At 45.8% G+C, this 26,650-nt stretch carries 19 protein-coding genes and 1 pseudogene; 3 read left to right on the forward strand and 17 right to left on the reverse strand.

The window, feature by feature from the left end; translation table 11 throughout:
* Nucleotides 1-12 precede the first annotated feature (12 nt).
* On the forward strand, nt 13-105 hold the full coding sequence (locus AB4Z45_RS28400) for an IS3 family transposase (protein ID WP_441880815.1): 93 nt from the start codon (nt 13-15) through the stop codon (nt 103-105).
* A 104-nt stretch (nt 106-209) separates the two neighbouring features.
* On the opposite strand, the gene AB4Z45_RS28405 is transcribed toward AB4Z45_RS28400, so the two are convergent.
* From AB4Z45_RS28405 to AB4Z45_RS28455, 11 genes are all read right to left on the reverse strand, one after another.
* Complete coding sequence (locus AB4Z45_RS28405) at nt 210-1,190, reverse strand: siderophore ABC transporter substrate-binding protein (RefSeq protein WP_339204896.1); 981 nt, start codon at nt 1,188-1,190, stop codon at nt 210-212.
* A gap of 71 nt (nt 1,191-1,261) precedes the next feature.
* Nucleotides 1,262-2,020 (reverse strand): iron ABC transporter ATP-binding protein, encoded by a 759-nt coding sequence (locus tag AB4Z45_RS28410; RefSeq protein ID WP_441912739.1) that lies wholly within the window; start codon nt 2,018-2,020, stop codon nt 1,262-1,264.
* Nucleotides 2,017-2,958, reverse strand: coding sequence for an iron chelate uptake ABC transporter family permease subunit (locus AB4Z45_RS28415; RefSeq protein ID WP_441912740.1), 942 nt, complete (start codon nt 2,956-2,958; stop codon nt 2,017-2,019). The genes AB4Z45_RS28410 and AB4Z45_RS28415 overlap by 4 nt, the downstream gene beginning before the upstream one ends.
* Nucleotides 2,948-3,901 (reverse strand): ABC transporter permease, encoded by a 954-nt coding sequence (locus AB4Z45_RS28420; protein WP_441912741.1) that lies wholly within the window; start codon nt 3,899-3,901, stop codon nt 2,948-2,950. The genes AB4Z45_RS28415 and AB4Z45_RS28420 overlap by 11 nt, the downstream gene beginning before the upstream one ends.
* A 1,307-nt stretch (nt 3,902-5,208) precedes the next feature.
* On the reverse strand, nt 5,209-6,918 hold the full coding sequence (locus AB4Z45_RS28425) for an ABC transporter ATP-binding protein (RefSeq protein WP_441912742.1): 1,710 nt from the start codon (nt 6,916-6,918) through the stop codon (nt 5,209-5,211).
* On the reverse strand, nt 6,905-8,767 hold the full coding sequence (locus tag AB4Z45_RS28430) for an ABC transporter ATP-binding protein (protein WP_441912743.1): 1,863 nt from the start codon (nt 8,765-8,767) through the stop codon (nt 6,905-6,907). Before AB4Z45_RS28430 ends, AB4Z45_RS28425 begins: the two co-directional genes overlap by 14 nt.
* A gap of 224 nt (nt 8,768-8,991) precedes the next feature.
* Complete coding sequence (locus tag AB4Z45_RS28435; RefSeq protein WP_441912744.1) at nt 8,992-10,005, reverse strand: zinc-binding alcohol dehydrogenase family protein; 1,014 nt, start codon at nt 10,003-10,005, stop codon at nt 8,992-8,994.
* 14 nt (nt 10,006-10,019) lie between these two features.
* A complete protein-coding gene (locus AB4Z45_RS28440; protein WP_441912745.1) occupies nt 10,020-10,964 on the reverse strand; it encodes an aldo/keto reductase in 945 nt (314 codons plus the stop codon).
* Between the two features lie 64 nt (nt 10,965-11,028).
* Nucleotides 11,029-12,531, reverse strand: coding sequence for a UxaA family hydrolase (locus tag AB4Z45_RS28445; protein WP_441912746.1), 1,503 nt, complete (start codon nt 12,529-12,531; stop codon nt 11,029-11,031).
* Nucleotides 12,524-14,020, reverse strand: a complete 1,497-nt coding sequence (locus tag AB4Z45_RS28450; RefSeq protein ID WP_441912747.1) for a tagaturonate reductase — start codon at nt 14,018-14,020, stop codon at nt 12,524-12,526. The genes AB4Z45_RS28445 and AB4Z45_RS28450 overlap by 8 nt, the downstream gene beginning before the upstream one ends.
* Entirely contained in the window at nt 14,017-14,847 is an 831-nt protein-coding gene (locus AB4Z45_RS28455; RefSeq protein ID WP_441912748.1) for an amidohydrolase family protein, read from the reverse strand. Before AB4Z45_RS28455 ends, AB4Z45_RS28450 begins: the two co-directional genes overlap by 4 nt.
* A gap of 177 nt (nt 14,848-15,024) precedes the next feature.
* On the opposite strand from AB4Z45_RS28455, the gene AB4Z45_RS28460 reads away from it, so the two are divergent.
* On the forward strand, nt 15,025-15,279 hold the full coding sequence (locus AB4Z45_RS28460) for a hypothetical protein (protein WP_441912749.1): 255 nt from the start codon (nt 15,025-15,027) through the stop codon (nt 15,277-15,279).
* A complete protein-coding gene (locus AB4Z45_RS28465) occupies nt 15,276-16,136 on the forward strand; it encodes a helix-turn-helix domain-containing protein (protein ID WP_441912750.1) in 861 nt (286 codons plus the stop codon). Before AB4Z45_RS28460 ends, AB4Z45_RS28465 begins: the two co-directional genes overlap by 4 nt.
* Before the next feature lie 68 nt (nt 16,137-16,204).
* Here the strand turns inward: AB4Z45_RS28465 and AB4Z45_RS28470 are convergent, their stop codons facing one another.
* The 6 genes and pseudogenes from AB4Z45_RS28470 to AB4Z45_RS28495 all read right to left on the reverse strand — a co-directional run bounded on the left by AB4Z45_RS28470 (nt 16,205) and on the right by AB4Z45_RS28495 (nt 26,625).
* Nucleotides 16,205-16,999 (reverse strand): ABC transporter permease, encoded by a 795-nt coding sequence (locus tag AB4Z45_RS28470; RefSeq protein ID WP_441912751.1) that lies wholly within the window; start codon nt 16,997-16,999, stop codon nt 16,205-16,207.
* Nucleotides 16,996-17,871: pseudogene (locus AB4Z45_RS28475) on the reverse strand (ABC transporter ATP-binding protein); the annotation flags it as partial. The pseudogene AB4Z45_RS28475 and the gene AB4Z45_RS28470, both read right to left, overlap by 4 nt.
* 105 nt (nt 17,872-17,976) lie before the next feature.
* Nucleotides 17,977-19,041, reverse strand: coding sequence for an ArsR/SmtB family transcription factor (locus tag AB4Z45_RS28480; RefSeq protein WP_441912752.1), 1,065 nt, complete (start codon nt 19,039-19,041; stop codon nt 17,977-17,979).
* A 318-nt stretch (nt 19,042-19,359) separates the two neighbouring features.
* Nucleotides 19,360-20,361: a LacI family DNA-binding transcriptional regulator gene (locus tag AB4Z45_RS28485; RefSeq protein WP_441912753.1), complete on the reverse strand. Its 1,002-nt coding sequence runs from the start codon at nt 20,359-20,361 to the stop codon at nt 19,360-19,362.
* A gap of 266 nt (nt 20,362-20,627) precedes the next feature.
* Nucleotides 20,628-22,187: an S-layer homology domain-containing protein gene (locus tag AB4Z45_RS28490; protein ID WP_441912754.1), complete on the reverse strand. Its 1,560-nt coding sequence runs from the start codon at nt 22,185-22,187 to the stop codon at nt 20,628-20,630.
* Between the two features lie 13 nt (nt 22,188-22,200).
* A complete protein-coding gene (locus AB4Z45_RS28495; RefSeq protein ID WP_441912755.1) occupies nt 22,201-26,625 on the reverse strand; it encodes a carbohydrate binding domain-containing protein in 4,425 nt (1,474 codons plus the stop codon).
* Nucleotides 26,626-26,650: the final 25 nt, after the last annotated feature.

The following is a 26,650-nucleotide window of genomic DNA, read 5'->3' on the forward strand; positions in this document are numbered from 1 at the left end:
CTTGAACGGGACATTGAAGCCTACATCCACTTTTACAATAACGAACGATTACAGGCAAAACTAAACGGCCTCAGTCCAATGGAGTTTAGGACTAAGGCCGTTTAACAGGTTTTATTATTAATATTGTCTACTTGACGGGGTGCAGTTCAACTACTGCCGCAGTTGCGGAAGCAGGCACCAGCCTTCATAGTCCATCTATGCTTGCTGTATTATTTTATCGCTGCGTCAATTTCTTTAACCATTTCCGCTACAGAGATAAGTCCGCCGCCGGAAAGGTACCAGAAGTCTGGATTAAGATATACGATATTTCCTTCTTTGTACGCTTTAGTGTTTTTCACCAAAGCATTCTCAACGGAGGAATGTGCATCCCCTGATCCCTCTGTCACTGCATTGCGGTCAACTACGAATAAGTAATCAGCATCCTTCTCTGCTACATATTCGAACGTTACAGGGTCGCCGTGCGTTGAAACTTTAATGTTCTCATCTACAGCCGGTATGCCAAACACATCATGAATGATACCGAAACGCGATGCTTTGCCATATGCGCTGATTGCACCTTCGTTTGCCAAAATAATAAGGCCATTTTTTCCAGAAGCTGTTGCTTTTTCATTCAATGCTTTAATGGAATCATTAATTGCTGCTAGCTCTGTATCTGCTTCAGCTTCTTTAGAGAAGATTTGAGCCAGTGTTTTCACGTTAGTCGTAAAGGACTCCATGAAGTTTTTATTGTCCACACCCATAAAAATCGTAGGAGCGATCTTCGTAAGCTCTTCGTAAGCATCCTGTTGACGACCTGAAATAATGATCAAGTCAGGTGCAGTTTCATTGATTTTCTCAAAGTCCGGCTCTTTCAAGCTGCCTGCGTTTACGTATTTTGCATCTTTAAATTTTTCAAGGTATGCAGGAACGCTAGCTTGCGGAAGTGAAGCAACCTCTACACCTAGCTTGTCTAGTGTATCGAGAGTACCATAGTCAAATACGACAACCTTGCTAGGATTAACAGGGACAACGGTTTCGCCAAGCTGATGTTTAACTGTAATTTCTGTAGGTGCATCTGTTGCAGGTGTTTCAGATGCTGGTGTGTTCGTAGCGCTGTTAGCGCCTTTATTTCCGTTGTTATTTGCGCCGCATGCTGCAAGCACCAAGCTTAGAATGACTAAAATAGCCAATACAGGTATAGATTTTTTCAAAACATTCACCCCTAAATCAATTTTTTTATATTGAAAAACTTGAAAACCGGAAGTAGGTAAATCTTGCATGACTACTTAAAATAGACGCCGATACGATTTCCGTTTATGAGTTCAATCGGTATGTCCATGTCATAGATGTCTTGAAGCACGGCGTTGTCGATGATCGTCTCGGTTGAACCTTCCTTGACGACCTTTCCATCCTTCAACGCCACGATATAATCGGAGTAGCAAGAAGCGAAATTGATATCGTGAATAACGAGCACGACCGTTTTGCCAAGCTCCTCAACGAGCCGCCGCAGCACCTTCATAATTTGGACGGAGTGCTTCATATCCAAGTTGTTGAGCGGTTCATCCAGCAATATGTATTCGGTGTTCTGAGCGATAACCATCGCAATAAATGCACGCTGGTTTTGTCCACCGCTCAGTTCATCAAGATACTTGGCTTGCAAATCAACAAGATCCATATAAGCAATGGCTTCATCTACTTGCTGCCAATCTTCCTTTGTCAGCTTGCCTTGTGAATAAGGGAACCTGCCGAAGCTGACGAGCTCTCGAACCGTTAAACGAAGATTAATATGATTCGACTGCTTTAAGATCGATATTTTTTTGGCAAGATCAGCACTTTTCCAGCTACTTACTTCCTTCCCCTCAATTAACACTTGACCGCTGTCCTTGGCTAACAAACGGCTAATCATAGAGAGAAGCGTACTCTTGCCTGCACCGTTCGGTCCGATAAACGAAGTGACCTTTCCCTTTGAAATCCGAATCGATACATCCTCGATCACCGGCTTGCCGCCATATGATTTGGAAACATTTTTAACCTCTATCATGCTTTCTTCTCCCTTAGCAGCAAATATAAAAAGTACGCTCCGCCGATGAAGTTAATAATGACGCTAATCGTCGTTTCAAACGTGAACACATGCTCTACGAGCAGTTGACCGCCAACGAGTGAAATGATGCTGATGAGTATCGCTCCTGGAATGAGATAGCTATGCCGATAGGTCTTCATGAACTGATAGGCTACGTTGACAACGAGCAGTCCAAGGAAGGTAATCGGGCCAACTAAAGCCGTGGATACAGCGATCAGAATGGCGACGATGACGAGCACTCTTTTGACAACATAATCATAAGGAATGCCAAGATTGACTGCATGCTCCTTGCCCAGCGACAACACGTCAAAATATTTGCTTAGCCGCATGCCGTAAATAGCTACAAGAGCGACGATGATGATTGAAATGATAAGCAGATCCGTGTTGACGTTATTGAAGCTCGCGAACATTTTCCCCTGTACAATTAGAAATTCATTCGGATCAATAAGAACCTGCATGAACGTCGACATGCTCCCGAACAATGTGCCCATCACTAGCCCTATTAATAGAAGGAAATAAAGATTTCTGCCTTCCTTTTTGAATAGAAACTTATAGAGCAGCAGGGCGAATGCTATCATTGCCGCTATCGTAATAAAAAAATTAAGATGCTTGTTTGTGCTTGGCAGACTCATCGATCCAAAGGTAAAAACGACGAAGGTTTGAATCAGCATATAAAGGGAATCCAGCCCGATAATGCTCGGCGTCAAAATACGGTTGTTCGTAATGGTCTGAAAAATCATAGTGGAGTAAGCAATAGCGCCCCCGGTTACGACAATCGCCAGTACCTTCTTCAATCTTCTTGGCAGTGCATAATCCCAATGGGTCCCAAGATCGATGAACAAAAATACGGCAATTAATGCGACGCCAAGCACCGCAAGCAAACTTAGTTTAAGCTTCATATGCCTTTCTCCTCATCAACAAGTAAAGAAAAATAATGCTTCCGACAACGCCGATCGTGAGTCCGATTGGAATTTCATACGGAAAAATAATTAGGCGGCCAAGCACATCGCACACCAGTACGAATATGGCTCCAAGCACCGCCGTGTGCGACAGGTTTTTCTTCAAATTGTCGCCCATATAAAGCGTCACGATATTCGGAATAATGAGGCCAAGGAAAGGCAGCGTACCGACGGTCAAAATGACGATAACCGATACAAGAGCTACAATTACAAGCCCGATGTTAACGACAAGCTTATGATTCATTCCCAAATTGGTTGAAAACTCTTCACCAAGACCTGCAATGGTAAACTTGTTCGCGTAGAGATAAGCTACTACGAGCAGCGGCAGGCTTACATACAGCAGCTCGTAACGTCCGCTCATTACAAGCGAGAAGCTGCCTTGCAGCCAAGCTGAGATGTTTTGAATAAGATCATTTTTATAGGCAAAAAATGTTGTAACAGAGCTGATGATGTTACCGAACATCAATCCTACCAGCGGAATGAATATCGTATCTTTAAATTTCAGACGATCGAGAATTTTCATGAACAGATAGGTTCCTGCGAGTGCAAAAGCAAACGCGATCAGCATTTTCTCAAGCGCACTCGCCGATGGGAATACCATTAAGGCAACGAGTATACCGAGTCTAGCGGAATCATCCGTTCCGCCGGTCGTTGGCGATACAAATTTGTTGCGGCTTAGCTGTTGCATAATCAAACCAGTAACGCTCATGCCGACGCCGGCAATAATAATACTGATAAGCCTAGGAAAACGGCTGATGGTGAGAACCTGAAGCTGCTCATCCGTCAGACTGAACAAGTCTAGCGGCGAGATGTCTTTTACTCCGATAAATAAAGAAGTAATCGATAATACAATAAGCACGACAAAAAGATACCATAGCTTCATACTCAATCCTCGAATCATCACGAATATTATCAGAGATAATCATTCTCATTAATTATCAAAAAAATACATTGCCTCCGCTTATCATCACTCAATGATAACCATTATCAGCAACATTCACTATGTTACACGATTTTCAGATGATCGGAATGGACTTTCCTGTTTTGGGGGATGGACATTTCTATACAGCTCAGAGGTGTGACGGGTTGGTGAACATGGATATGCTCCGTCCGGGGAAGCTAATTAGCGGTTTGTAGGGCTATTCTTACCAAATTCACTATTTCTGTGCAGATAGAGCTAGTATCTAGTCTTATTCAAGCAGCTCATCTCGCCAATGTGCCTCTAAAGTGTGAACTGATCAGAAATAGAGCTAGAATATAGCTCTATTTTCACCAAATCCACTATTTCAGCGCAAATAGAACTAAAAACTAGTCTTATACTTGCTGCTCTGCTCGTCAAAGTACCTCCAAAGCGTGAATTGATCAGAAATAGAGCTAGAAACTAGCTCTATTCTCACCAAATCCACTATTTCAGCGCAAATAGAACTAAAAACTAGTCTTATACTTGCTGCTCTGCTCGTCAAAGTACCTCCAAAGCGTGAAATCATCAGAAATAGAGCTAGAAACTAGCTCTATTCTCACCAAAATCACCATTTCGGCGCAAATAGAGCTAGAATTTAGTCTTAACTAAGCAGCTCATCTCATCAAAGTACCTCTAAAGYGTGAACYGATCAGAAATAGAGCTAGAAACTAGCTCTATTCTYACCAAAATYACCAWTYCAGCGCAAWTAGAACTAAAAACTAGTCTTATTCAAGCAGCTCGACTTGTCAAAACACCTCTAAAGCGTGAACTGATCAGAAATAGAGCTAGAAACTAGCTCTATTCTCACCAAAATCACCAATCCAGCGCAAATAGAACTAAAAACTAGTCTTATCCATGCTGCTCGGCTCGACAAAACACCTCTAAAGTGCGAACTGATTAGAAATAGAGCTAGAAACTAGCTCTATTCTTACCAAAATTACCATTTCAGCGCAATTAGAACTAAAAACTAGTCTTATTCAAGCAGCTCGACTTGTTAAAACACCTCTAAAGCGTGAACCGATCAGAAATAGAGCTAGAAACTAGCTCTATTCTCACCAAAAACACCATTTCGGCGCGAATAGAACTAAAAACTAGTCTTATTCAAGCAGCTCATCTCGTCAATGAACCTCAAAAGTAAAAACATATTAAAAATAGAGCTGAAATCTAAATCTAGATTCCAGCTCTATCTCCATAACAGCCTAACTTACATGCTGCTTCATAAATTGCATCTAATGCTGCGCCATGAGCAGCTGTTGATACACCTTGCCTGTGGCGAGAAGCTCTTTATGGGTGCCGGTCTCGGCTAACGATCCTTGATCCATAACGAAGATCACGTCTGCATTCTCGATAGTGGACAACCTATGTGCGATCATAATTGTTGTCAGCCCCTTCCGTCTTGCTTCTAGGCCAGCCAGCAGCTGACGCTCTGTCTCTAGATCGAGCGCTGACGTCGCTTCGTCCAGCACCAAAACTTCCGGATCACTGACAATTGCCCGTGCAATGGCAATACGTTGACGCTGTCCACCGGATAGCTTGATGCCCCTCTCTCCAATATTCGTGTCATAACCGTCAGGCAGCCCCAGAATAAAATCATGAATCTGGGCGATACGGCAAGCTTCCTCCACATCCGCTTCGGTTACCTCGTCTCTGCCTAACATCAGGTTTTCACGAATGGTATCAGAGAACATATACGGGTCTTGGAATACAACAGACACCTTACTCGCCCACTGCTCGCGGTTGAAGATTTGGGCGTCCATATCGTTCAGCTTAAAAGTCCCCTTCGGCGCATCAAAGAAACGAACCAATAGCTGAGCAATGGTTGATTTGCCTCCCCCGCTCGTCCCTACAAAAGCAATTTTGCTTCCGATCGGCAGATCAGCCGAAAATCTGCGAATGACCTCCGGCAGCTCTGGTGAATAGCGAAAGCTCGTATCTTTAAAGGACAACTGCTCAATCGGTCCCGCTATACTCTTTTGACCCTTATCTTGCTGCTCCATCTCCAAAATACGCTGAACCCTGTCCACGTTAGCAAGCTGCGACGACATGCCCATAATAAATTGAAATAGATTATAGAAGGAATCCGACATTTGCGTAGAAAACTGAAACAAGATGACGAACGTTCCGATCGACATTTGTTCATGAATAAGCTGCATACCGCAGTAGCCAAGCACAAGAATGCCAATGCCCCATTTCATCGGGTCGCTGTAGCGAATTTGCCGATTTACGAGTTTTCCTTCAGCCATTACCTGCTCAAAGTATTCCGCAAACATTTTATCGTAAAGCTTCATTTCCCACTTCAATCGGTGATAAGCAACCACTTCTCGTGTAGAGGCTACTCCCTCTTCAATTTGTATGAGCAGCGCCGTACGTTTCTCCGCCACTTTTTTGGCTTGCTCCTTTAGCTTGGGGGTGAAGTAAAAGCCAATAAGAACGTAAATGGTACAAAGCCCCACAATCATAAGCAGCAAAATAGGGCTGGAAATGCCAATGATCGTCATCAATATGCAAAGGTTTAACGTCTCCTGTATACCGCGCGGAATCTGCCAGCCCATCACGCTAGCCGAGACGAACAGATCCTGCGTGAACGAATATACGTATTTGCCGGTTCGCTCATTTTGGAACCGTTCGACTGGAACACCTTCAAGCCGCTTCAGCATTCGGGAGAGCAAAGAGCGGCTGACTGCAAACTCATTGCGAACGAGACTTCGGCTCGTCATCGTAAACATTAGCGAGTAGATGAGACCTGCAAGCGCGAATATGGAGATGACAATCGGCATCAGCTCATACTTGCCTTCCGTAAACACGTCATCAATTAATATTTTTTGAACATATACAATCGTATAATTGGATACAGACTCCAGCGCGAGATAGAGCAGCACAATGAGATAAGTGCCTCTCAGCATGACGGAGTTCGACCAAAAGATTTTAAGATACTTCATGTGCCACCCTCTCTTCCGCTGCTTCGGATTGCCCGATTTCCAGTTCATACAGCAGCCCTTTGCGTGCAATCAGCTCTTCATAGCTTCCTGCCTCCGCAACGCGGCCCTCGTGAATGACAACGATTTTATCAAAATGCTTCACTGTCGACAGCCTGTGTGCAATCGCAATCGTCGTACGGTTAACCAGTACTTCATCAAGCGCTCGCTGCACTTCATATTCACTTACATTATCTAGAGACGAGGTCGCCTCATCGAGCAAAATAATAGCTGGCTGCTTCACAAACATCCGCGCAATCGATACTCGCTGCTTCTGTCCGCCAGAGAGCTTCATGCCTCGCTCGCCAACGAGCGTATCGTAGCCTTCGGGCAGCTGCATAATGAAATCATGCGCATATGCAGCTTTGGCGGCTGCAACCACTTCTTCGTCGCTTGCTTCTGGTTTCCCGAATCGAATATTCTCTTTGACAGAAGATCCGAACAGATAGGTTTCTTGGAATACATAACCGATCGACTCTCTCAAACGCTCTAGCGTCATTTCCTGAATTGGAACACCATCCAGCTTAATCATGCCGGCAGTCGGATCGTAAAAACGCCCAATCATTTTAAACATCGTAGTCTTGCCGTTGCCGCTTGCCCCTACAAAGGCGACCTTCTCTCCAGGCTTGATGGTGAGCGAGAATCCGTTAATAACAGGAGGCTGCTCCGGATACTGAAAGTAAACATCCTCGAACGTAAGTCCGCCGCGAACCTCTTCAAGAGCGATCGGATCGGCCGGATCATCAATCTCAATTTCTTTGTGCATGAATCTATATAGCGGAATCGTTTGGTGGATGATAAGCTTCTGTTCCGTAAGCTGGGTGACGAGCAGCGTGAGGCGGAACATCGTCGTCATGTATAAGAGGGTAAAGGCGATAAAACCGCCTAACGTAATCCAATTATTTTGGAGAGAGTAGTAGCCCGCAATAAATAATGCAATGGCGCCCAAATAAAATGTGAACCGCCGAAAGCTGCCTCGCCCGAAGCTATACGTAGCAGCGAGCAAGTAAACATGCGACCACTCTTTATGTTTTCCGAGCGTCCGTCCATGGTACCAGGGCTGCGAGCCGAAAGCTCGAAATTCGCGCAAGCCGGAGATGCTTTCGTAAACCGATTGATTATAAGCAATTCGTGATTGACCGGACTCTCTCCCGTAAAGGGAAGCTTTCCGTTCAAAATAAGGACCAAACAAATAATAAAGCCCGAATGTTGGCAGCATGATGAGGCATAACCAGCCGCTAATGCTGAGCAGCAAACAAATAGCTACTGCTATAAAAAGCAAGTTTTCGATGACGCTCGGAAGGACATTGCGGTATATTTTCTGAACCGAAGCTACCTCGGAGTTGAACATCGACAGCGTCTCTCCCGCAGGGTGCCGCTCGTAATGAGCAAAGCCGAGCTTGCGCAAATGCTTGAAAATCGCCGTTTGCATATCGCGAGAGGCAAGCTCTCCTATCGTCCGCTGCAATAGATTACGATAATTTTTGGCGATAAGCATGAGCAAATTAATAGCTACAAGAGCTCCCAAAATCATCATAAAAAGCGAGGTATCCTTGTTGACTACGACATGATCGATAACATATTGTATCATCTTTGGCGTTAATGTTTCCCCGAGCACCGCCATCGTACCGCAGACCGCAAGAGCTGCGATTTGCTTCTTATAAGGCGTCAAAAACTTTAGCGCCCAAATGTAGGAGCTTTTTGACTCATTCAGCTCAGCCTTCTGTTTTCCTTTGTCCGCTTGCTTGCGAGCCTGTTCGCTCATCTGCTGCGATGGCCTATCAGCTTCCGCAGCTTTTTCTGTTTTTAGCATCGTTGTTCCCTCCTCGTTTCTGTTTGTTAAACCCCTTTAAGCAACCTATTTTTTGGCAGTTGGCTACCTATCATAATTCTGGGTATACATTTTGTCAACGCACAAAATGATTATAATCATTCATTACCAAGCAGCATCGCCACTGCACACCAACACGTAAAAAGCCCGGCTCAAGGCACCAGCGCCTGTTGACCGGACTTTCTATAATAGTTGCGATATCTTGGCTATAATTCCACAATCGCTTTAATAACCTTTGATTCTGGCTTCAGCCAGCTGTCGAAGTAGTTGATCATTTCCGCAAACGGCACACGATGCGTAATGAAACTAGCCACATCAATGCTGCCGCTTCGCACAGCTTCTTGAACTGCTGAGAAGTCCTCAGTAGTCGCATTTCGGCTTCCCATTAACGTCATCTCCCGCTTGTGAAACTCAGGATCGTTGAAGGAAAGCTCTGCTTTGACGAGGCCAACATATACAAGCTTGCCTCCGTGTGCAACAAAACTAAATGCATCGCTCATCGATCTTGCGCTGCCGGTAGCATCGAATACAACAGTTGGAAACTCTCCATTTGTTAATTCTGAAATTTTCGCCGCAGCGCCTTCCCGAGCATTAACCGTCTCATCCACCTTCGCCCATTGCTTGCAAAAGGCTAGGCGTTCCTCCTGAATATCCATTGCGATCACCCGCGCACCGCGATGTTTGGCAAAAGCCATAACACCAAGACCAATTGGCCCAGAGCCAATAACGAGCACCGTTTCGCCAGCTCGAAGCTCCGCGCGGCGAACGGCATGCGCGCCAATGCTCAGCGGCTCCAGCACGGCCGATTGATCAAGCGTCAGGTCGTTCGTCACGAGCAAATGCGTAGTCGGTACGACAACCAACTCGCGCATGCCGCCATCAATATGCACGCCTAGCACCTTCATGTCCGTGCAGCAATTCGTTTTCCCATTGCGGCATGCAATACATGTCCCGCAGTGCATATATGGAATGATGCTAACCTGATCGTCCACTTTTATATTACCTTGCTGATCATCCACCTGCTCAACGATGCCAGCCAGCTCATGACCCAGCACGCGTGGATAAGAGAAGAAAGGTTGATTTCCTTTATATGCATGCAGGTCAGTTCCGCAAATGCCTATTCTCCGAATTCGAACGACTGCAGTCCCCGGCTGCAGGACAGGCTCCTCTTGCTCAACCAGCCTTAGCTGATCGATTTGTTCACATACGATTGCTCTCACCCTGCAGCTCTCCCTTATACGTCGATTCTCGTATTATATTCTTCTCTTCCACTTTTCCAGCTAAGGTTATGAATCGGCTCCAATATAGCAAGAACCTCTCGCAGCAGATGTTCATTAATCGGCTCGTCCGTCCATTCTATGTTTTTACGGATATTAGCCGGATTAGCTGTACTCACCAGCGTTGTTGGGATTCGTTCATTCGCCGTAGCGAATTGTACAGCCAGCTTGGCGATATCCTCGCCCTTAGCAGCACAATACTCGGCGGCTTTCGCACATAAAGCACGTATCTGTTCACCAGCAGGATGCCAGCTCGCAACTGCGCGATTGCCAAGCAAGCCCATCGAAAGCGGCGATGCACTAACAAGCCCAACCTGCTTTTGCTCCAGAAGCGGCAATAGCTCCAGCAAAGAGGTATCATTTAAAGAATAATGGCAATAAGAAAGTACAGCATCGAGCTCGGTATACGCCAGCGATTTCTCAAATACAGCAAGCGGGAGTCCAGAAACGCCCAAGTATCGGATTTTACCCTGCTGTTTCAGCTTATCGAGTGCTAAGAACGCACCCTCTGCAACTTGCTCGAAGGGAACAAATTCAATATCATGCAAAAACAATATATCGATATAATCCGTCTGCAGCCTAGCCAGGCTTTCATCCACACTGCGGATGATACGCTGCTCCGAGAAGTCGAACTCGTCCGCGCCATACCTTCCAGCCTTCGTTGTCAGAATAAACCGATCTCTCGCAATCTCAGTTATCGCCTTGCCCAGAACCGTCTCCGCTTTCGTTAAGCCATAATACGGCGAAACGTCGATCAGATTAATGCCCATATCCACCGCAGTATGCACGGTACGAATGCTTTCTGCTTCGTCCGTCTCTCGAAATACAGAACCTAGCGAGGATGCGCCAAAGCTGAGAGCTGACACCTCGAGTCCCGTCTTGCCAAGTTTACGATATTTCATTTATATCCACTCCGATTTTGAGAATCAATCTGTTATTGCCGTCTATCACCGTTCGCCGCCGCTTTTACAAAATAACGCCGTCTTTAAAAATCGCGATTTCCTTAAACCCGTTCCGCTCATTGTGGGTTTGCACTTCGCCTGAAGCTAAGCTGATTAGTTGCTCCCACAGCTCATCGGTCAGCGTCTCCATGCTTTTGCTCTCAAGCAGCTCACCTGCGTTAAAGTCGATCCAGTTTTTCTTGCGGGCAGCAAGCTCACTATTCGTCGCAATCTTCACCGTTGGAACCGGCCCGCCAAACGGCGTTCCCCGTCCTGTCGTGAACAGCACGATATGCGCTCCTCCGGCTGATAACGCCGTAACCGATACCAGATCATTGCCAGGTGCTTCTAATAAATTGAGACCGTTGCTCGTAACGCGCTCCCCATAAGGCACAACATCCCTTACAATAGCGTGTCCGCCCTTTTGAGTACAGCCGAGTGATTTTTCCTCTAATGTACTAATGCCCCCTGCCTTATTGCCGGGCGATGGATTCTCATAAATCTCTTGATCATGCTTTATAAAATATTGCTTGAAATCGTTTATTAAATGAACAATTTTGTGAAAAACCTGCTCATTTGCTGCACGACTCATTAATATCGTCTCCGCGCCGAACATCTCCGGCACCTCGGTCAATATAGCTGTACCGCCCGCTTCGATCAAACGATCCGATACCGCCCCTACGAGTGGATTCGCCGTTATGCCGGACAAGCCATCCGAGCCGCCGCATTTCAGGCCAAGCTTCAGCTTCGATACGGAAACCGGCTCGCGCTTGAATCGTTTTGCATAACTTACGAGCTCTTCTACCAGTCCCAGCGCGTCCTCGATCTCATCCTCTGCCTCTTGCGACTTGAGAAACTTTACTCGTTCCGCGCTATGTTCGCCAATTGCCCGCTTGAACGCATCAATCTGATTGTTCTCACAGCCTAAGCCGATAACGAGTACGCCCGCTGCGTTCGGATGGTTTACGAGTGAGGCAAGCAGCTTCTGTGTGTGCACAAGATCATCGCCAAGCTGCGAGCAGCCGAACGGATGCGCAAAATGGTACACCCCATCCACATGTCCTTCATAAAGCGCATGTGCTTTTCTTGCTACAATCTCACAGGTTTTATTAATGCAGCCGACCGTGTTAATAATCCAAATTTCATTCCGTATACCGACATCGCCATTCTCGCGAATAAAGCCTTGAAAGGTACGATCAGCATCACGCGATGCTGCTTTCACTTCTGCTGGCGACGTAGTCTGCTCATACGAATAATCGAGAACTCCTTTTAAGCCCGTCCCCATGTTATGGGTATGAATCCAGCTGCCTGGCTCAATATCTACCTTCGCAACTCCAATCGAGTAACCAAACTTGAGTACATGCTCCCCTTTGCGAGCAGCTCGCGTCAGCACCTTATGACCCTTCGGCACCTCATCTTGCAGCTCAAGAACTAGCCCCGACTCAAGCGTCAGCTTATCCCCTTTTGCAAATGACTGCAGCGCAATAACGACATGATCGTCCTCATGCAATCGAATCCAGCTATTCATTCGCTACTCGCTCCATTTCCTCTATGCTCGCGCTTACCGCAGCTGCCAGTTCTGGCCATAGTGACGCCAAATCACATCCCCACACGTTTTCCAAGTGCAGCAGTCTAGATACGGTCTGCTCCAGCGGCCATTTCTGCTCTTTCGCTTCCGCCCATACAGACGCAATGATAGCTAGCAAGCCAGCATCATCCCTCACCACGTACGGCAATCCGCTTAACGTTTTCCCTTCGTAACCCGTCTCACCAAGTATTACTTTGTAATACCGCAGCAAACCAGCAAAACCTTGTATAAGCCCAGTTGGCAGCATATTACCATCTTCCGCATAATGAAGCAGGGATGGAAGCAGACGCACTTTAAATTTACTTAAGCTGTTCATCGCAATATCCGCAAGTCGATGACGAATGAACGGATTAAGAAAACGTTCATAAACATCCTGTGCATAGGCGTGCAGCTCCTCTTCAGAAATGGCAAGTGAAGGGATAATTTCCGTCTCTACTGTTGCTCTCACCAGAGAACCAAGCACTGTATCCTCCATCGCTTCCCGCACCTGCTCCATATCATGCAGCAAGCCAAGCGGCGTCATTAACGTGTGCGCACCATTCAAAATTCGTACCTTTCTTAGCTGGAAAGGCTTCAAATCCTCGACATAATGTACGTTCAGACCCGCCTTGCGCAGCGGAAGCAGCTCATCCAGCTCCGGTCCTGTCTCAATCGCCCATAAATGATACGGCTCTGCTGTGCTCAGCATGGAATCGGAGTAGCCCCATTCACCAAACCAAGCTTCGGCCTGCGCTGCATCGGGATAACCCGTAACAATGCGATCGACTAATGAGTTCAGAAAACGGTTATGCTGAGTAACCCAATCTTTGAATTCTTTGGAATATCCCCAATCATCGCTATAGCGCAAAATACAGCTGCGAAGTTCATCGCCATTACGTTCCAGCAGCTCGCAAGGCAAGCATACTAAGCCGCGCTTCGGATCGCCTTTAAAATAATTAAACCTGCGGTACAGCAGCTGTGTCAGCTTGCCGGGAAACGACTGAATCGGTTGTCCCTCGATCAGCTCCTCCGGTCGATAAACAAGACCCGCTTCCGTCGTGTTGGATACGACAACCTGCAAGTCTGGGCTTTCGGCCAAAACGAGATATTCATCCCAATTGGAATACGGATCAAATACTTTGCTAAACACAGAAACAATCTCTGTACGCTCCACGCTGGCACCATTCTCCAAACCGCGAACAACAAGCGTATATAGACCGTCCTGTTCTGCCAGCGCATCAATCTTTGGTTTTCCTCCAGGACGCGGCTGCGTCACCGCAATGCTACCCTCGTATAAGCCTTGATTCTTGCAAGCTTGAATCATCCAGTCAAAAAAGCCGCGCAAAAAATTGCCTTCGCCAATTTGCAGTACCGTAATCTTAGCTTGCTTTATTGCCCTATATTGCTGTATCTGTTCTTCATTTAAATGCTGCTCGTTTAAAGTATTCATATTCGATAAAACTCCTTTGCGTTTCGTCCAAACAACCGCTCTCGCTCTAATTCCGTCCATGTCTGCGGCAGCGCCTGCTCCAGCACGGACACAACCTCGTCGTAGCTTGCCGCAAGCAAGCTGACCGGCCAATCGCTGCCAAACATGACCCGCTTGTAACCAAATGCTTCGAGCGCATGCTCGATATAGGGCAAGAAATCAGCTGGTTGCCAGTTATCATGATCCGCCTCTGTGACCATTCCCGATAGCTTGCAAAATAGATTAGGATGAGCGGCCATTTGGCTAATCTGGCTTTTCCAAGGCTCAAGCTCCCCAGCTTTTATTCTAGGCTTCGCGATATGGTCAATGACCGCATGAAGGCCTGGCACTTTATCCAGCAGTTCAACTAGAGGAGTAAGCTGATGCGACACAACTAACAAATCTATCGGTATTCCTTTGTCTGCAAAATATGTGAACGCTTCCAAATAGCTTGGCGCCAAAATCGCATTCGCATCGGGCATCTCCTGAATCATGACACGGAAGCCTACACATTTCGGATGCTGCGCAAAACGCTCGTAATGATTGCGATAATCCGGATCGGCAAGATCCAGCCATGCGACAACGCCTAATATCGTATCGGATGACTCGCTTAATGTCAGCAAATAATCCGTTTCTGCAAGCGTCGCTGCCGCCTGCACAACAATCGTACCGTCCAGCTTATGTTTATTTAGATGAGGCTCCAAATGCTGAGGCAAAAAATCGCGGTAAAGCACCGGAATGTCTGGTGTGATCCAGCCGTAATCCCCTCGTTCAATCTTCCAATAATGTTGATGCGAATCTATTCTCATCTCATCAGCCTCTTTTCTAACAAAGTAGCTTCCTCTTCATTATAAAAAACAATATTGATAGCTGAAATAATCAATTCATGCATATTTGTACTCTTTTTTGATATTTGTTACAATCAGGCTGACGCTAGGAGGACTAGCGCTTTTTGAAACTTAAAATAGAATGGAAAAGGTGATCGGATGATCCGTCCGTTTCAATTAGAAGATGTAGATTACATCATTAACTCCCACTACAATCTTTACAATAAGGAGTTCCAATACGATCTTTCTTTCCGAGCGTTTATTGCTGATCGTGTACATGGTTTTATCGAGAGGTCAGATTCTAATGAGAACATTTGGATTTTGGAAAGCGAAGGAAAGCAGCGTAGTTCGATTAGTATTCATAAAGTGAATGAGGATACCGCTCAGCTCGGTTTGTTTGAGGGAAAGCTATGAATCCCTATCGTAAAAGGTTCGATGCCCATACACCGTTTCCGTTTGAATGCGTATATCGTGACACCAAGAGCGCGCAAAACGAATTGCCTGATCATATACACGATTGGTATGAACTCGTTTATATTTATAGCGGCAAAGGTACGTTCTTTATCGATCAGACGTTTTATGATGCTGTTCCCGGCGACATCTTCCTCATTCCCGGAAACACGATCCATCGCTCCTTTCCAGATTCGAATGACCCGAAAACATCAACTGCGCTTTTCTTTAATGCTTCACTCGTGCACAGTCCGCCGCTTGGCGATCCTTTCTCCTACTTGCGCTGCTTCGAGCAAGCCAAGCGCCATAAGGCGTACAAACTGTCGAAGGCATCTGCTGAAGAGAAACAACAAATAGTCGATTTAATCGATCGGATACATTTGGAGGAAATGGACAAGCTGCCAGGCAATCGTCTAGCTATCCTTCTTCATCTCCAGCAAATATTGCTGTTCCTCGGGCGAATCCTCGCTCCCTCTGAAGAAGGCCAAACGGTATCCTCATCCGCTCCAAGCTGGATGACCGCTGTATTAACCTATATCGATGAGCATCCAGGCAGTCCTCTTGGCTTGTCGCAGCTTGCCAAACGCGCATCGGTTACGCCCGCTCATTTTTCACGTGTTTTCAAAAAACTAACCAGCATGAACGTTACGGAATATGTCACGACCAAACGAATTATTCGCGCTAAAGAGCTATTAATGGAGAGCGATGCCAATATTGCAGAAATAGCCGAGCAATGCGGCTTTGAAAGCCTTCCGCATTTTCACCGTATGTTCAAGAAACTAACAGGCATGACACCCTCGCATTACAAAAGGAATGAATAATGGTTAGATTCAAAAGGCTGCCTCCGCAAGGTTTTCACAACCTGTGCAGGGCAGCCTTTTTTTACATATTAAACTCGCCAGCTGACCAGTCGATTAACGATGACCATTGTCATAGCTGTGTAGAGAAGCATCATGAGGCAATCCAGCATGACCCCTTGTGTCCAGCCATGAAGCAAAACAACGCGCATGGCGTCCGCTGCATAAGTTGTAGGGAAAATATACGAGACGACCTGCAGCGCTTTAGGCAGCTGATTGAGCTCTACCATGACTGGAGATAGGAAGGTTACAACCATCATAAGCAGCTGAGCAAGCATACTGGTCAACTGCTGATTCGGCGACCAGAAGCCGATGCATACACCGAGCCCTACCACACTCGTCAGCGACAGCAGCATAACGACTGGCAAACCCCATGATAGATGAAGGTCTACGCCATAAACAAAATAACCAATGACACCCAGCAATACGAAGGATGGAATCGTGCTCATAAGCCCACGCAGCAAATTAGCGGCTACGAAGTTTATTTTCCGGATTGGAAGCGACGCATAAAATGTAAAATGTCCCTGATGCTTTTGCATCGATATTTCTTGCCCCATACTGTTTAAGCCCATAATAATGACGCTAAATATCATATTGCCCGCAATAATCTGAACCATCATCTCTGGGGCGGGGTCAGCGATAAAGAAACGCATAAATAAAATCGTCGTCAGCGGAAACATCGTTGCCAGCAGCACGACGATTACCCAGCTGTCACGTATTAGCGCGAATTGAATGCGGAATAAAATTTCCAGCTCCGTCCATAATCGCTTCGGCCCAGATAGTTGTATTGCCTGCATGTGCCGTAAGCCAAGTGGTGTTCCATTCATGATGCGGATACCTCCTTCATCGCCAAGTCATCAATATGGAAATAAACATCCTCTAAGCTAGGAGGCACAACGGCATATTCCAAAATCGGCAGCTCTGTATGGTCGATAATATACTCTAGTACTCTGCCCGCAGCATTCTTCTCAACTAGCAGCAGCAAACGATTCTCCCCGCTCTCCTGCACGATCCCGTAATGATGAAGGGCGGCAGCCGCTTCGGCACGGCGCCCATTCTCTGTCGTAAGCTCAAACTTCAAGCGCTGGTCAACCTTCTGCTTTAACGTTGCTATATGATCAATCGCCAGCAGCCTGCCATGATTGATGACAGCCGCTCTGTCTACAACCTGCTCAGCCTCCAGCACATTATGCGTGACCAAAATAATCGTCGCGCCTTCGCGGTTGCGCTCCTGGATTAAATTCCAAACGAGCCGCCTTTTTTTCGGATCAAGCTCATTGGTAGGTTCATCAAAAATAAGCACAGGTGAACGGCCAATTAGTGCTGTGCCAATACCGATCAATCGTTTCTGTCCCCCGGACAGCTGCTTCAGCAGCTTGTTTCTTACATCCGCCATATCAAATTGCTCCAATAATTCCTTCGCCTGCTTTTCTGCTTCTGATGCTGGCATCCCTCTTAGCCTGCCCGTAAAAGAAAGCGCTTCGTGCACTTTCAGCGCTGACAGCACATGCGGCTCCTGCGCGTAATAGGCCACCATGCCGGATACGTGACGCGTATTCTTAATCACATCCTCGCCGCAAAACAAAACCTGCCCTTTGGTAGGCTTCAATTGACCGACCATTTGTTTAATGAGCGTCGACTTGCCCGCCCCATTCGGGCCGAGCACGCCAAGTATCTCTCCTTCACGAATCGTAAGCGAGATATCATTATTGGCTGTGACCATCGTTTTGCCTTTCTTATATACCTGACTAACTCCCTTTAGCTCGTATACATACTCACCCAATCTCATTCACTCCCTTATGGATTACGGCAGCAGCTTACGCCTTGTTTGCTCCCAGTAATAAGCGATTTTTTCTTTGTCGAGCTCATAATAGATGCGATTATCTACTCGAATCAGCTGAATGAGATTAAGATCAAACAACATATTCGTATGATAGCTTATAGCAGCAGGCGTTAAGCCCATTTCCTGAGCAAGCTCATTGCCATAGTAATTTTTATGGCGAAGCAGCTCAATCAATTCCAGCCTTCGCCTATCGGCAATAACCTTCAAGAAACGCTCAATCGTCTCTTGATCCTCGTTACGCCATGCAAAAGCGTCATTGTTGATTCCAATCACCACCAAATGGGAATGTCCTTCACGGTCATCACGATGAATGCCAACACGCACCTGCGAAAAATAACTCACATGCACGGCTGTCTCTTTATCGACCAGATCAACATCCATCTTCGTAATATCGCGGATCGCGGACTCTGGCTGTTCATCAAATAAGGCACGATATTTCACAGCTCCAGCTTCGCCAAGCTCCTTCAAGCGACCTCGCATAGGCATATAGGCATAACGATGAAACTGCTCCATTATAAACAGAGTCCGCTGTTTGTATTCCTCAGAAAATCGAATATGTTCCAGCAGTGCCGCATGCTCCGCTTGATCAGGCAGCTCACATCCCGAGGCGAGCTCGTAAAGCAGCTCCGCATCCTTCGAGATGGCTCCCCAGTCCCTCCCCTTCGTCCATTCCATGTTCTCGTCATTATATTTCGCAGCTGCCAGATGGAAGACGAGCTCGCTTGCAGGCTTGTCACGGTAAAACGCCAGAAAATCCTCAGAACTATTCAGCTTGTCTCGTTCCTCTACAAACAGCATAACCATGACATAGTCAAGCCGCTCTTTAAACATGTTGTCACCAAACAGAGCAGCTATCTCCGCTTTCACATAATTGCTCATGCTCGCATTCGCGGTCTCCGCCATACGAATCATTTCGTCATCCAGTGTAAAATGGATCTCGCGCGCGAATGCTTTCATATGCTCGAATTGCGCAACAAATTTCATCGTGACTAAAAATTCAATAGGCTCATGATAAGAAAAATGCAATCTTTTGGCTGCTATTTCCCAGTCTAAAATAATGAACGCCTCCACACTTCGTTAAGTATTTGTTTAATGTTATTTAAATAATATATAAAAGTCATTTAACATTCGTTAAACATTAATTTAAATGAATCGATTTGAATTGTCAATATCATCCACAAAAAAAAGCTCTGCATAGGCTTAACTTCTTAGCCGATACAAAGCTTCTTTTAGTTAATTTTAATTTAACTCCAACATTTTCACCAATTAAACAAGAGCAGATCCCGAATTCGATCTGCTCCTTGCTTTAGCCACTTGCTTATTCCTTTTAAGCTTCTGCTGCATTCATCGGGGTACATTTGGGCGAGTAGTAGATTCACGTACAATCAAATCAGGCTGCAACAAGATCGACGAATTATGCTTCGATCCCCGAATTAAGTTCAATAATTGACGGGCGGCTTGCTTGCCCATCTCTTCCATTGGCTGGCGAATCGTCGTGAGTCTAGGATGGATCTCATTCGCAAAACCTTGATCATCATAGCCGATAATTGATATATCCTCGGGGATACGATAGCCTTCACTCTTCAGTGCCTCCATTAAACCGAACGCAAGTCCATCATCTCCAGCGAATACTGCCGTCGGAATCTGGCCTGAGCTTATCCACTGCCTTGCAACCTCAAAACCGTTCCGAATGCCGAACCGCGTGTGTGTTAGAATTAACGGCTGCACACCAGCCTCTTTCAATGCCCGCTCGAACCCTTGTTTTCTTTGGCGTACGCTTAGAAAATGCTCTGGACCAGTCAAATGTCCAATAAGGGTATGGCCAAGTTCCAACAGATGCTTCGTTGCTTCGTACCCACCTTTGAAATTATCGACATTCACGGTCAGCGCTTTTGTCTGCTCGATGTGGTTGTCAATGATAACAAACGGGATACCCTTTTTCCTCAGCTCTGAGACATAATGCTTTTCATTCAGAGGTGAAAGCACGATAATACCATCAACACGATCCTCTTGGAACAGGATGTGCTCCGAATCGTATTTCTCTGGGTTATATACGGATAAGGCCAAGAAGTACCCTTGATCCTCAAGATATTCGTTCACAGACTGGACGATACCATCGAACACAGTATCCTGCAGCGTGACGAGCATAAGCCCGATCACACCCGTTGAACCTCGCGCTAAGCTTCGAGCAGCAGAGTTAGGTCTGTAGTCCAATTCTTTTATCGCTTGCAATACTTTCTGTCGATTGCTCTCTCTAACCGTCGGCGCGTTGTTCAGCACCTTCGAGACCGTAGCGAGCGACACGCCCGACTTCGCAACGACGTCCAAAATACTTAATTTTTTCATTGCCACAGAACTCCCTCAAACAACAATTACAATCTTTTTCAACTTAAGCCAAATTAGACTCCAGTCGCCTTTTACAAGTGTGATTCTGATCATCCGAGGCCCTATCGTCAGCTTAACATCCATCACTTTTATTGTCCAACCGACGAGTTCTAATCGCTCTTTATCATACGCTATTTGCAAATTGCAGCATAACGTATTAGAACTGCCGATACGTTAATATCGGCAATTCCACATCATCGTGAATTTGATGGCTTAACCATAACAAATCACAGGTTATATATTCTATAAATCAATACTGCTGTTTCAGCTCTTGTAGCATTGCCATACGGATTTATGTTTGCTCCGTCACCGTCTACTATTCCGTTTTTGACCAGCGTGGAAACGCTTTGTTCTGCATAAGATGCAATCTTGGAGTGGTCAGCAAAGCGGCTTAGATCTGCGGATGTGCCTGCCGCAAGATTCTGATTCGTCACCTTCAATGCCCGATTAATCATCGTTATCATATCCTGCCTTGAAATCGGTGCTTCAGGATTAAATTCATTATTTCCTAATCCCAATACAATGTCCAGTTTTTTGGAAATAGAAATTGCATCAGCATAGTAAGCATTCGGCTTAACATCAATGAAGTTATCATTCGCTGATGCAGTCAAGCCCAGAGCTTTAACAAGCAAGAGTATAAAGTCCGCTCTCTTAATGGACGAGGCTGGAGCAAAGTTCGCATCCGAAATTCCGTTAATAACGCCCTTGGACGCCAAAACCTCAATTGACTTCTTCGCCCACGAATAATGATTAATGTCCATGAACGTTTTATTTACAAAAGCTATTGCGTACTTGCTGAAATGAGCGGTCTTAAAGATGACCTTTCCGGAAGCAGCATCATACCTGCCTGACGGAACAGATACGATTGTGCCCGCGTCCTCGATAAACCAAACCACAAGGTGTTCATGTGAAGCAAGCTCGGCAGCCGTTGGTGTATAAGGCAGCATCACGGTTACTGGTGCATCGGGATTATTCCATTCTATCGTCTTGTCATCAACTTCCAGCCCGATATCAACGACAGGCCTGTTGCCAATTTCAGCCTGCGTCTTTGTATCGAGCTTGGATTTATCAAAATTACTAATCGTTAGCTTTGCTACTCCCGTCGTTGTTAAGTTTAAGGAGTTTAACATATGACTTGAAATAACGATCGTTCCTATTTCAGTTCTAATCTCTATTCCGTGCAGCAAGGCAGCTGTATTAAGAAACTTTACAGGTATGCTAGTAGAATAAGAAACGGCACGTTCTACCTTCTGAAACTCGATAACGACCATTTTCAAACCTTCGTCATTCTTTAGGCTTGCAAGCGCATCAGCAATTTTTTTTTCCGAAATAACCGCTTTGGCATTTCCAGTTACAGCGTCAAATTCCGGCGAAACCACTTTTATTATGCAGGAATTATTCGATGTTGCAGGCGGTTGTCCCGGATCAACGGGACCAGGGCCTGAATCTGTTTCCTTTTTTACTACTCTAAACGTTTGTATTGCGGTAGTTGATGCGTTCCCAGCAACGACTTTGTAATCACCAAATGCGAGATCAACTGGCAGAGTAAATTGTCCGCTGAAATTTCCGCCGTTAAAAACATCAGCGTACAATACAGTCCCATTCGGCCGGAGTACAGTCACCGTCAACTCCTTCAACGAGGTGCTGCCGGAAATCGTTACCGCATCGCCCGGAATTTTATCCGTAATAGGATTCAATGTGAGCTGTGCATCTGCATAAGCCGTGAGTGAAGCATGAATAAAGAAAAATAAGCCTACTATAAATCCGGATACTAACCTCTTATACATAGCGGTCTCCCCGTTATACCATTATTTTTGGCGCTGCCAAGTTTTCTGCTGCGCTGGAGCTGTTCCCAAACTTATCAAATACGAGTACTTTCACTTTGTAGGAAGCTTTGCTCGGATCCGGAACATGAAATTCTGCCGTCAGCTCTTTCGCTGACTTAATATCATCATGTAAAGCAATGATGCCTACAGGAACATCTCCATCCAAAAGCTCGAAGATGATAACTTCATTGCCGCTGTGATCAAGTCCTCCTAGTGTTGGTTTAATATTGACCACTGCCTTAATGCTTGATGTTCTGTCCAAAGCTGCAGCATTAATTGTAAATGAAGGCTGTGTTTTGGTTAACATGAAATCATCCACGTAAATGCTTCCACTGCCGGTCACTGACAAGTATAACTCCAAGCTTGCCGTGCCAGCCGGGATGACAAATCGGCCTCCAAGCTGCTCATAGTCAGTGTTAGTCACAGAAAGCTCTACAGCAGCATCTTCAAGCTTTTCTCCTGCACTGTTAATGAAGTTAATTCCAATATAACCGACAGCGCTTCCTGTTGATTTCGCCCATACAAGTAAGCTATAGTTTTCATTCTCCTTAAAACCGGTGATCCCGCTGCGATTGAAGCCAGAAGCTGTATCTGCTTTAAGAGCGAAAGTACCGCTATGTACTTCCTCCTTCACAACATTAACAATTCCATAAATCTCACTGCCTGGCTTGGTCTGATCCCAGCCGCTCAAATCCCCCTTCTCAAACCCGGGATTTGAAAGAAGATTGATCTGCGACTTTTGGGCACTCACGGTGATAGGAGCACTCCATGGACTCGTTCCCGTATCGCTTCTGCGAGCTCGCACACTATAGGTATGCGTAGAACCCTCGATCAACTCTTTATGAACATATGGACTCGTTACGTTACTAACGAGTGCTCCGTCTACGAACAGATCATACTGACTGGCCCCTGTCACTACATTCCACGACACACTAATCTGATTTTCGCTGGCTTCAGATTTCCGTAAGCCGGAAGGTATGCTGGACTCCAATACGATATCATCTACAATAAACACGCCCATATCATTGGCCTGGAAGGCCAATTCCATCTTAACCGCTGTTGGAGGCGTTATAAACGATCCTGTATAATGCTGCATCTCACTGCTAGTTACCTTAATCGGACTCGCAGTACCCTTCAACAATACGTTATTGCTGTCATAGAAAGAAACATCGATAGTTCCTAATCCAGGCTGCCCCGCATCCGGTTTTCCTTCTTCAATAGCCGACACTTTGCCCCAAGCGGACACAAGATAAATCTTATCCCCTTCAACACCTTTGGTCACCACTTGAGAGCGGCCATCCCATCCGTCTCCTCTGATTCCGTACGTGCCATTATTTCCAATACCTGCTACGATTTCTGCACCCCAACCCACTGCCCAACCAGCTGTTCCTGCTTCAAACCCTGGGTTAATGAGTATATTGGCCTGTTCAATTAGGCTTGCATTTACTGCCGGAGTCCATGCGCTCGTACCTCCGCTATGCTTAGATCTGATCTGATAAGCATGTGTTGCTCCATCTTCTAAACCTGTATGTGAATATGGACTCTTCACATCAACTACCAATCTATCATCAACTAGCAAATCGTATCCCGTTGCATCCTCTACCGCTGCCCATACGAGATCGATCTGAGATGTGCCTACTATCGTTGTGGTTAAACCTGATGGTACTGCTGGAGACCTCTCAAGAGAGAACTCGTCCACATACATTTCTGTGCCTGCAACTACGTAAATTTGTAGAGTCTCTACGCCTTCCGGCGTTCTGAATGTCCCTGTATATTGTTTGTAGTCATCGCTCTTATCCACCGTAAAATCTACACTTGGTGCAGTTATTCCAGTCCCATTGCTATCCAGATAACTTACGCCGATATAGGCTTCATCAACCGGATTTTTTGCCCAGAAAGAGAAGGTATAATTCTTTTCAGCAGCAACGTTCGCTTGGACATTCTGATATACGCTTGCCCCATTCTCAAGATAGAGAGCATTGGTACCATTATGCGAAACCTTTGTAACCTGCGTATCGGATACTATTGTTGGCGAGCCTTCCCAGATTCCCCAGCCATCAAGCGTACTGGATTCAAAACCCGGATTTTGCACCACATTGGATGCTGCTGCAATTGTTGCTGTGTTGACGACAGGACTCCAAGCACTCTCGCCTGCATTATTTTTCGACCTAACTTTGTAGCTATGGGAAGATCCAACAGACAATCCTGTATGTGCATATGGACTGGACACACCGCTTATCACTACGCCATCCACCATCAGGTCATAACCAATTGCACCTGATACCGCAGGCCAGTTTATATTAATTTGTGATTTACCGTCAGCTATCGCGGTCAATCCGGAAGGAGCTGCAGGCACACTTTTTGTTGCGTCCCCTTTTTCCAGAGAGAAATCGTCCGCATAAACACTACCAGAGACAGATGAGAAATAGATTTCCAGCTTTTCTGTGCCCGCCGGTGTAGTGAAAAACTCTTCGACTCTTTCATAATTCGGGTTCGTTACAGGAATCACTATTAAGTCAGTTTCAATTTGTATATTTGAGCTATCCAAGGCTTTCACACCGATATACCCGGAAGCTCCTTGTTCTGCCTTAGCCCAAGCAGACAACGTAAATTCATGGTCGCCATACACGCTGTTTACAACGCTTTGCGTAATGCTGCTGTTTGCTCCTACTTCAATTGCATGTTTTCCGCTATGAGCAAATTCTCCGCCTACAACGGCAGTCGTTCCCTCTGATTCGCTCCAGCCCGTTGTATTGCCTGACTCAAATCCCGGATTTACTATCAGATTATTAGATATAAATTCATGAACGCCAATGTCAGGTGCGCCATTATAAAGCCCATTGCCCCAGAAGTCTTTGCCGCCGTTATCCTTCTCACCCAATATGCCAATTGGCATTCCTGCATCGATGAGCGGCGATCCTTCCAGCAGCTTGTACCCAGCCAAAGAGTCTAGACCAAATGTTCCGCTTCCTGGGTTAACCAGCATCGGATCAGCCGTTATTTTGTGCGGATCCATTGGCTCCGTAGAGGAGTGATTGCCATAAAACACATTGTAATCAAAAACGATATTGGTAGCTCCGCCCCAAACATTATCGCCCGTCCCCATGTTATAAAAGATATTATTATAGCTTTGGGTATTGTCCGAATAACCGCCGTTTCCTCTGAAATTGTACGGCTTTACGTTCATTCCCTCTTTGGTATAAAACACATTGTTGTAAATATACGTATTTTTATTGGGTCCATTAATATCAAATAGATCATCGCCGTCATTTTGACTAATGTTATATCGAATAATAGAGTTATCAGAGTAAACATCCGCATTTCCACAAACCATAATGAATCCGCCTTGATTATCATGGCTGTAATTATATTGATGAATACTCCTAAAGTTGAAGCCGTCTACATCGAAGGCGCTGCCATCCTCGCCAAACCCGCCATACACTTGATACTGAGCCTCATTCCATTTCTCACCATAAACTTCATTGAACTGGAACACCGCATCATCCGTGGACCATGGCCACATTGCAACAGAGTAGCCGTCAGCAGGACTCTTCAGGGAAGCTCTCATATTGCCGCTTTGACTTACGTTATATTCTACGAGCGGTGCCTTCGAGAACATGACCATAATGCCATCACCGCCGATATCGCTCAGCGTATTATTCCTGATCACTATATTGGTATGGTAACCATCCGAACCTGTCGCTCCGCTATACTCTTCAGCGATCCAACCGAAATTAATACCCGTCCGATCAACCGTTGTGAATGTATTTCCTTCTATTAAAATATCATCATAGCGGGTGCCAATTGATTCCATTGCATCGATGATGATTCCGCCAGTAGATTTCCCCGCGCCAAAATGATTATCCCCTTTCACGTCATGGATGTTCATATTGGAAAAATACAAATGACGATTAACTTGCTTATTATTAGATCTAACCAAGACTGCCGCTCTGTAGCCCTCTTCAAAATCATTGTTCGTTATTTCAAGATTACTGATCTCCCAGTACGACTGGTTACCGAGTCTTAATGGAGCTTTAGGAAATTCCATTCCACCGCCGTTGATGACAGGTTTATTGCCCGATCCATACCTATCGATGGTAATCGGGCTGCCCTCGACGCCTGAGCCTTTCGGATTCAGCATACCGGTCCATATACTGCCTGCCTTGAGAAGAATTTTGTCACCCGGTTCGAACGCAGTTTTACTGTTAACTTTATCCAGCGTCTTCCATGGAGCCGACTGGCTTGTCCCTGCGTTGCTGTCACTGCCCTTGATCGAATCCACATAATAATTAGTTCCGGTTTCATCAGCCTTTACTTCGGAAGGTACCGCAAACATAGAACTTATCATTAAGGCTATAATTGCCAACACGGATATCGCTTTTTTTATGGTTGAATGCATCGTGATTCATCTCCTCTTTTGGTTC

The organism is Paenibacillus sp. MCAF9, assembly GCF_052114265.1.
GTDB lineage: Bacteria > Bacillota > Bacilli > Paenibacillales > Paenibacillaceae > Pristimantibacillus.

Coding starts and splice junctions, on each gene's coding strand:
- AB4Z45_RS28430 (WP_441912743.1), bottom strand. CDS start 8,767: ATGCTAAAAACAGAAAAAGCTGCGGAAGCTGATAGGCCATCGCAGCAG.
- AB4Z45_RS28415 (WP_441912740.1), bottom strand. CDS start 2,958: ATGAAGCTTAAACTAAGTTTGCTTGCGGTGCTTGGCGTCGCATTAATT.
- AB4Z45_RS28445 (WP_441912746.1), bottom strand. CDS start 12,531: ATGAATAGCTGGATTCGATTGCATGAGGACGATCATGTCGTTATTGCG.
- AB4Z45_RS28440 (WP_441912745.1), bottom strand. CDS start 10,964: ATGAAATATCGTAAACTTGGCAAGACGGGACTCGAGGTGTCAGCTCTC.
- AB4Z45_RS28450 (WP_441912747.1), bottom strand. CDS start 14,020: ATGAATACTTTAAACGAGCAGCATTTAAATGAAGAACAGATACAGCAA.
- AB4Z45_RS28420 (WP_441912741.1), bottom strand. CDS start 3,901: ATGAAGCTATGGTATCTTTTTGTCGTGCTTATTGTATTATCGATTACT.
- AB4Z45_RS28425 (WP_441912742.1), bottom strand. CDS start 6,918: ATGAAGTATCTTAAAATCTTTTGGTCGAACTCCGTCATGCTGAGAGGC.
- AB4Z45_RS28490 (WP_441912754.1), bottom strand. CDS start 22,187: ATGTATAAGAGGTTAGTATCCGGATTTATAGTAGGCTTATTTTTCTTT.
- AB4Z45_RS28465 (WP_441912750.1), top strand. CDS start 15,276: ATGAATCCCTATCGTAAAAGGTTCGATGCCCATACACCGTTTCCGTTT.
- AB4Z45_RS28485 (WP_441912753.1), bottom strand. CDS start 20,361: ATGAAAAAATTAAGTATTTTGGACGTCGTTGCGAAGTCGGGCGTGTCG.
- AB4Z45_RS28455 (WP_441912748.1), bottom strand. CDS start 14,847: ATGAGAATAGATTCGCATCAACATTATTGGAAGATTGAACGAGGGGAT.
- AB4Z45_RS28460 (WP_441912749.1), top strand. CDS start 15,025: ATGATCCGTCCGTTTCAATTAGAAGATGTAGATTACATCATTAACTCC.
- AB4Z45_RS28470 (WP_441912751.1), bottom strand. CDS start 16,999: ATGAATGGAACACCACTTGGCTTACGGCACATGCAGGCAATACAACTA.
- AB4Z45_RS28495 (WP_441912755.1), bottom strand. CDS start 26,625: ATGCATTCAACCATAAAAAAAGCGATATCCGTGTTGGCAATTATAGCC.
- AB4Z45_RS28410 (WP_441912739.1), bottom strand. CDS start 2,020: ATGATAGAGGTTAAAAATGTTTCCAAATCATATGGCGGCAAGCCGGTG.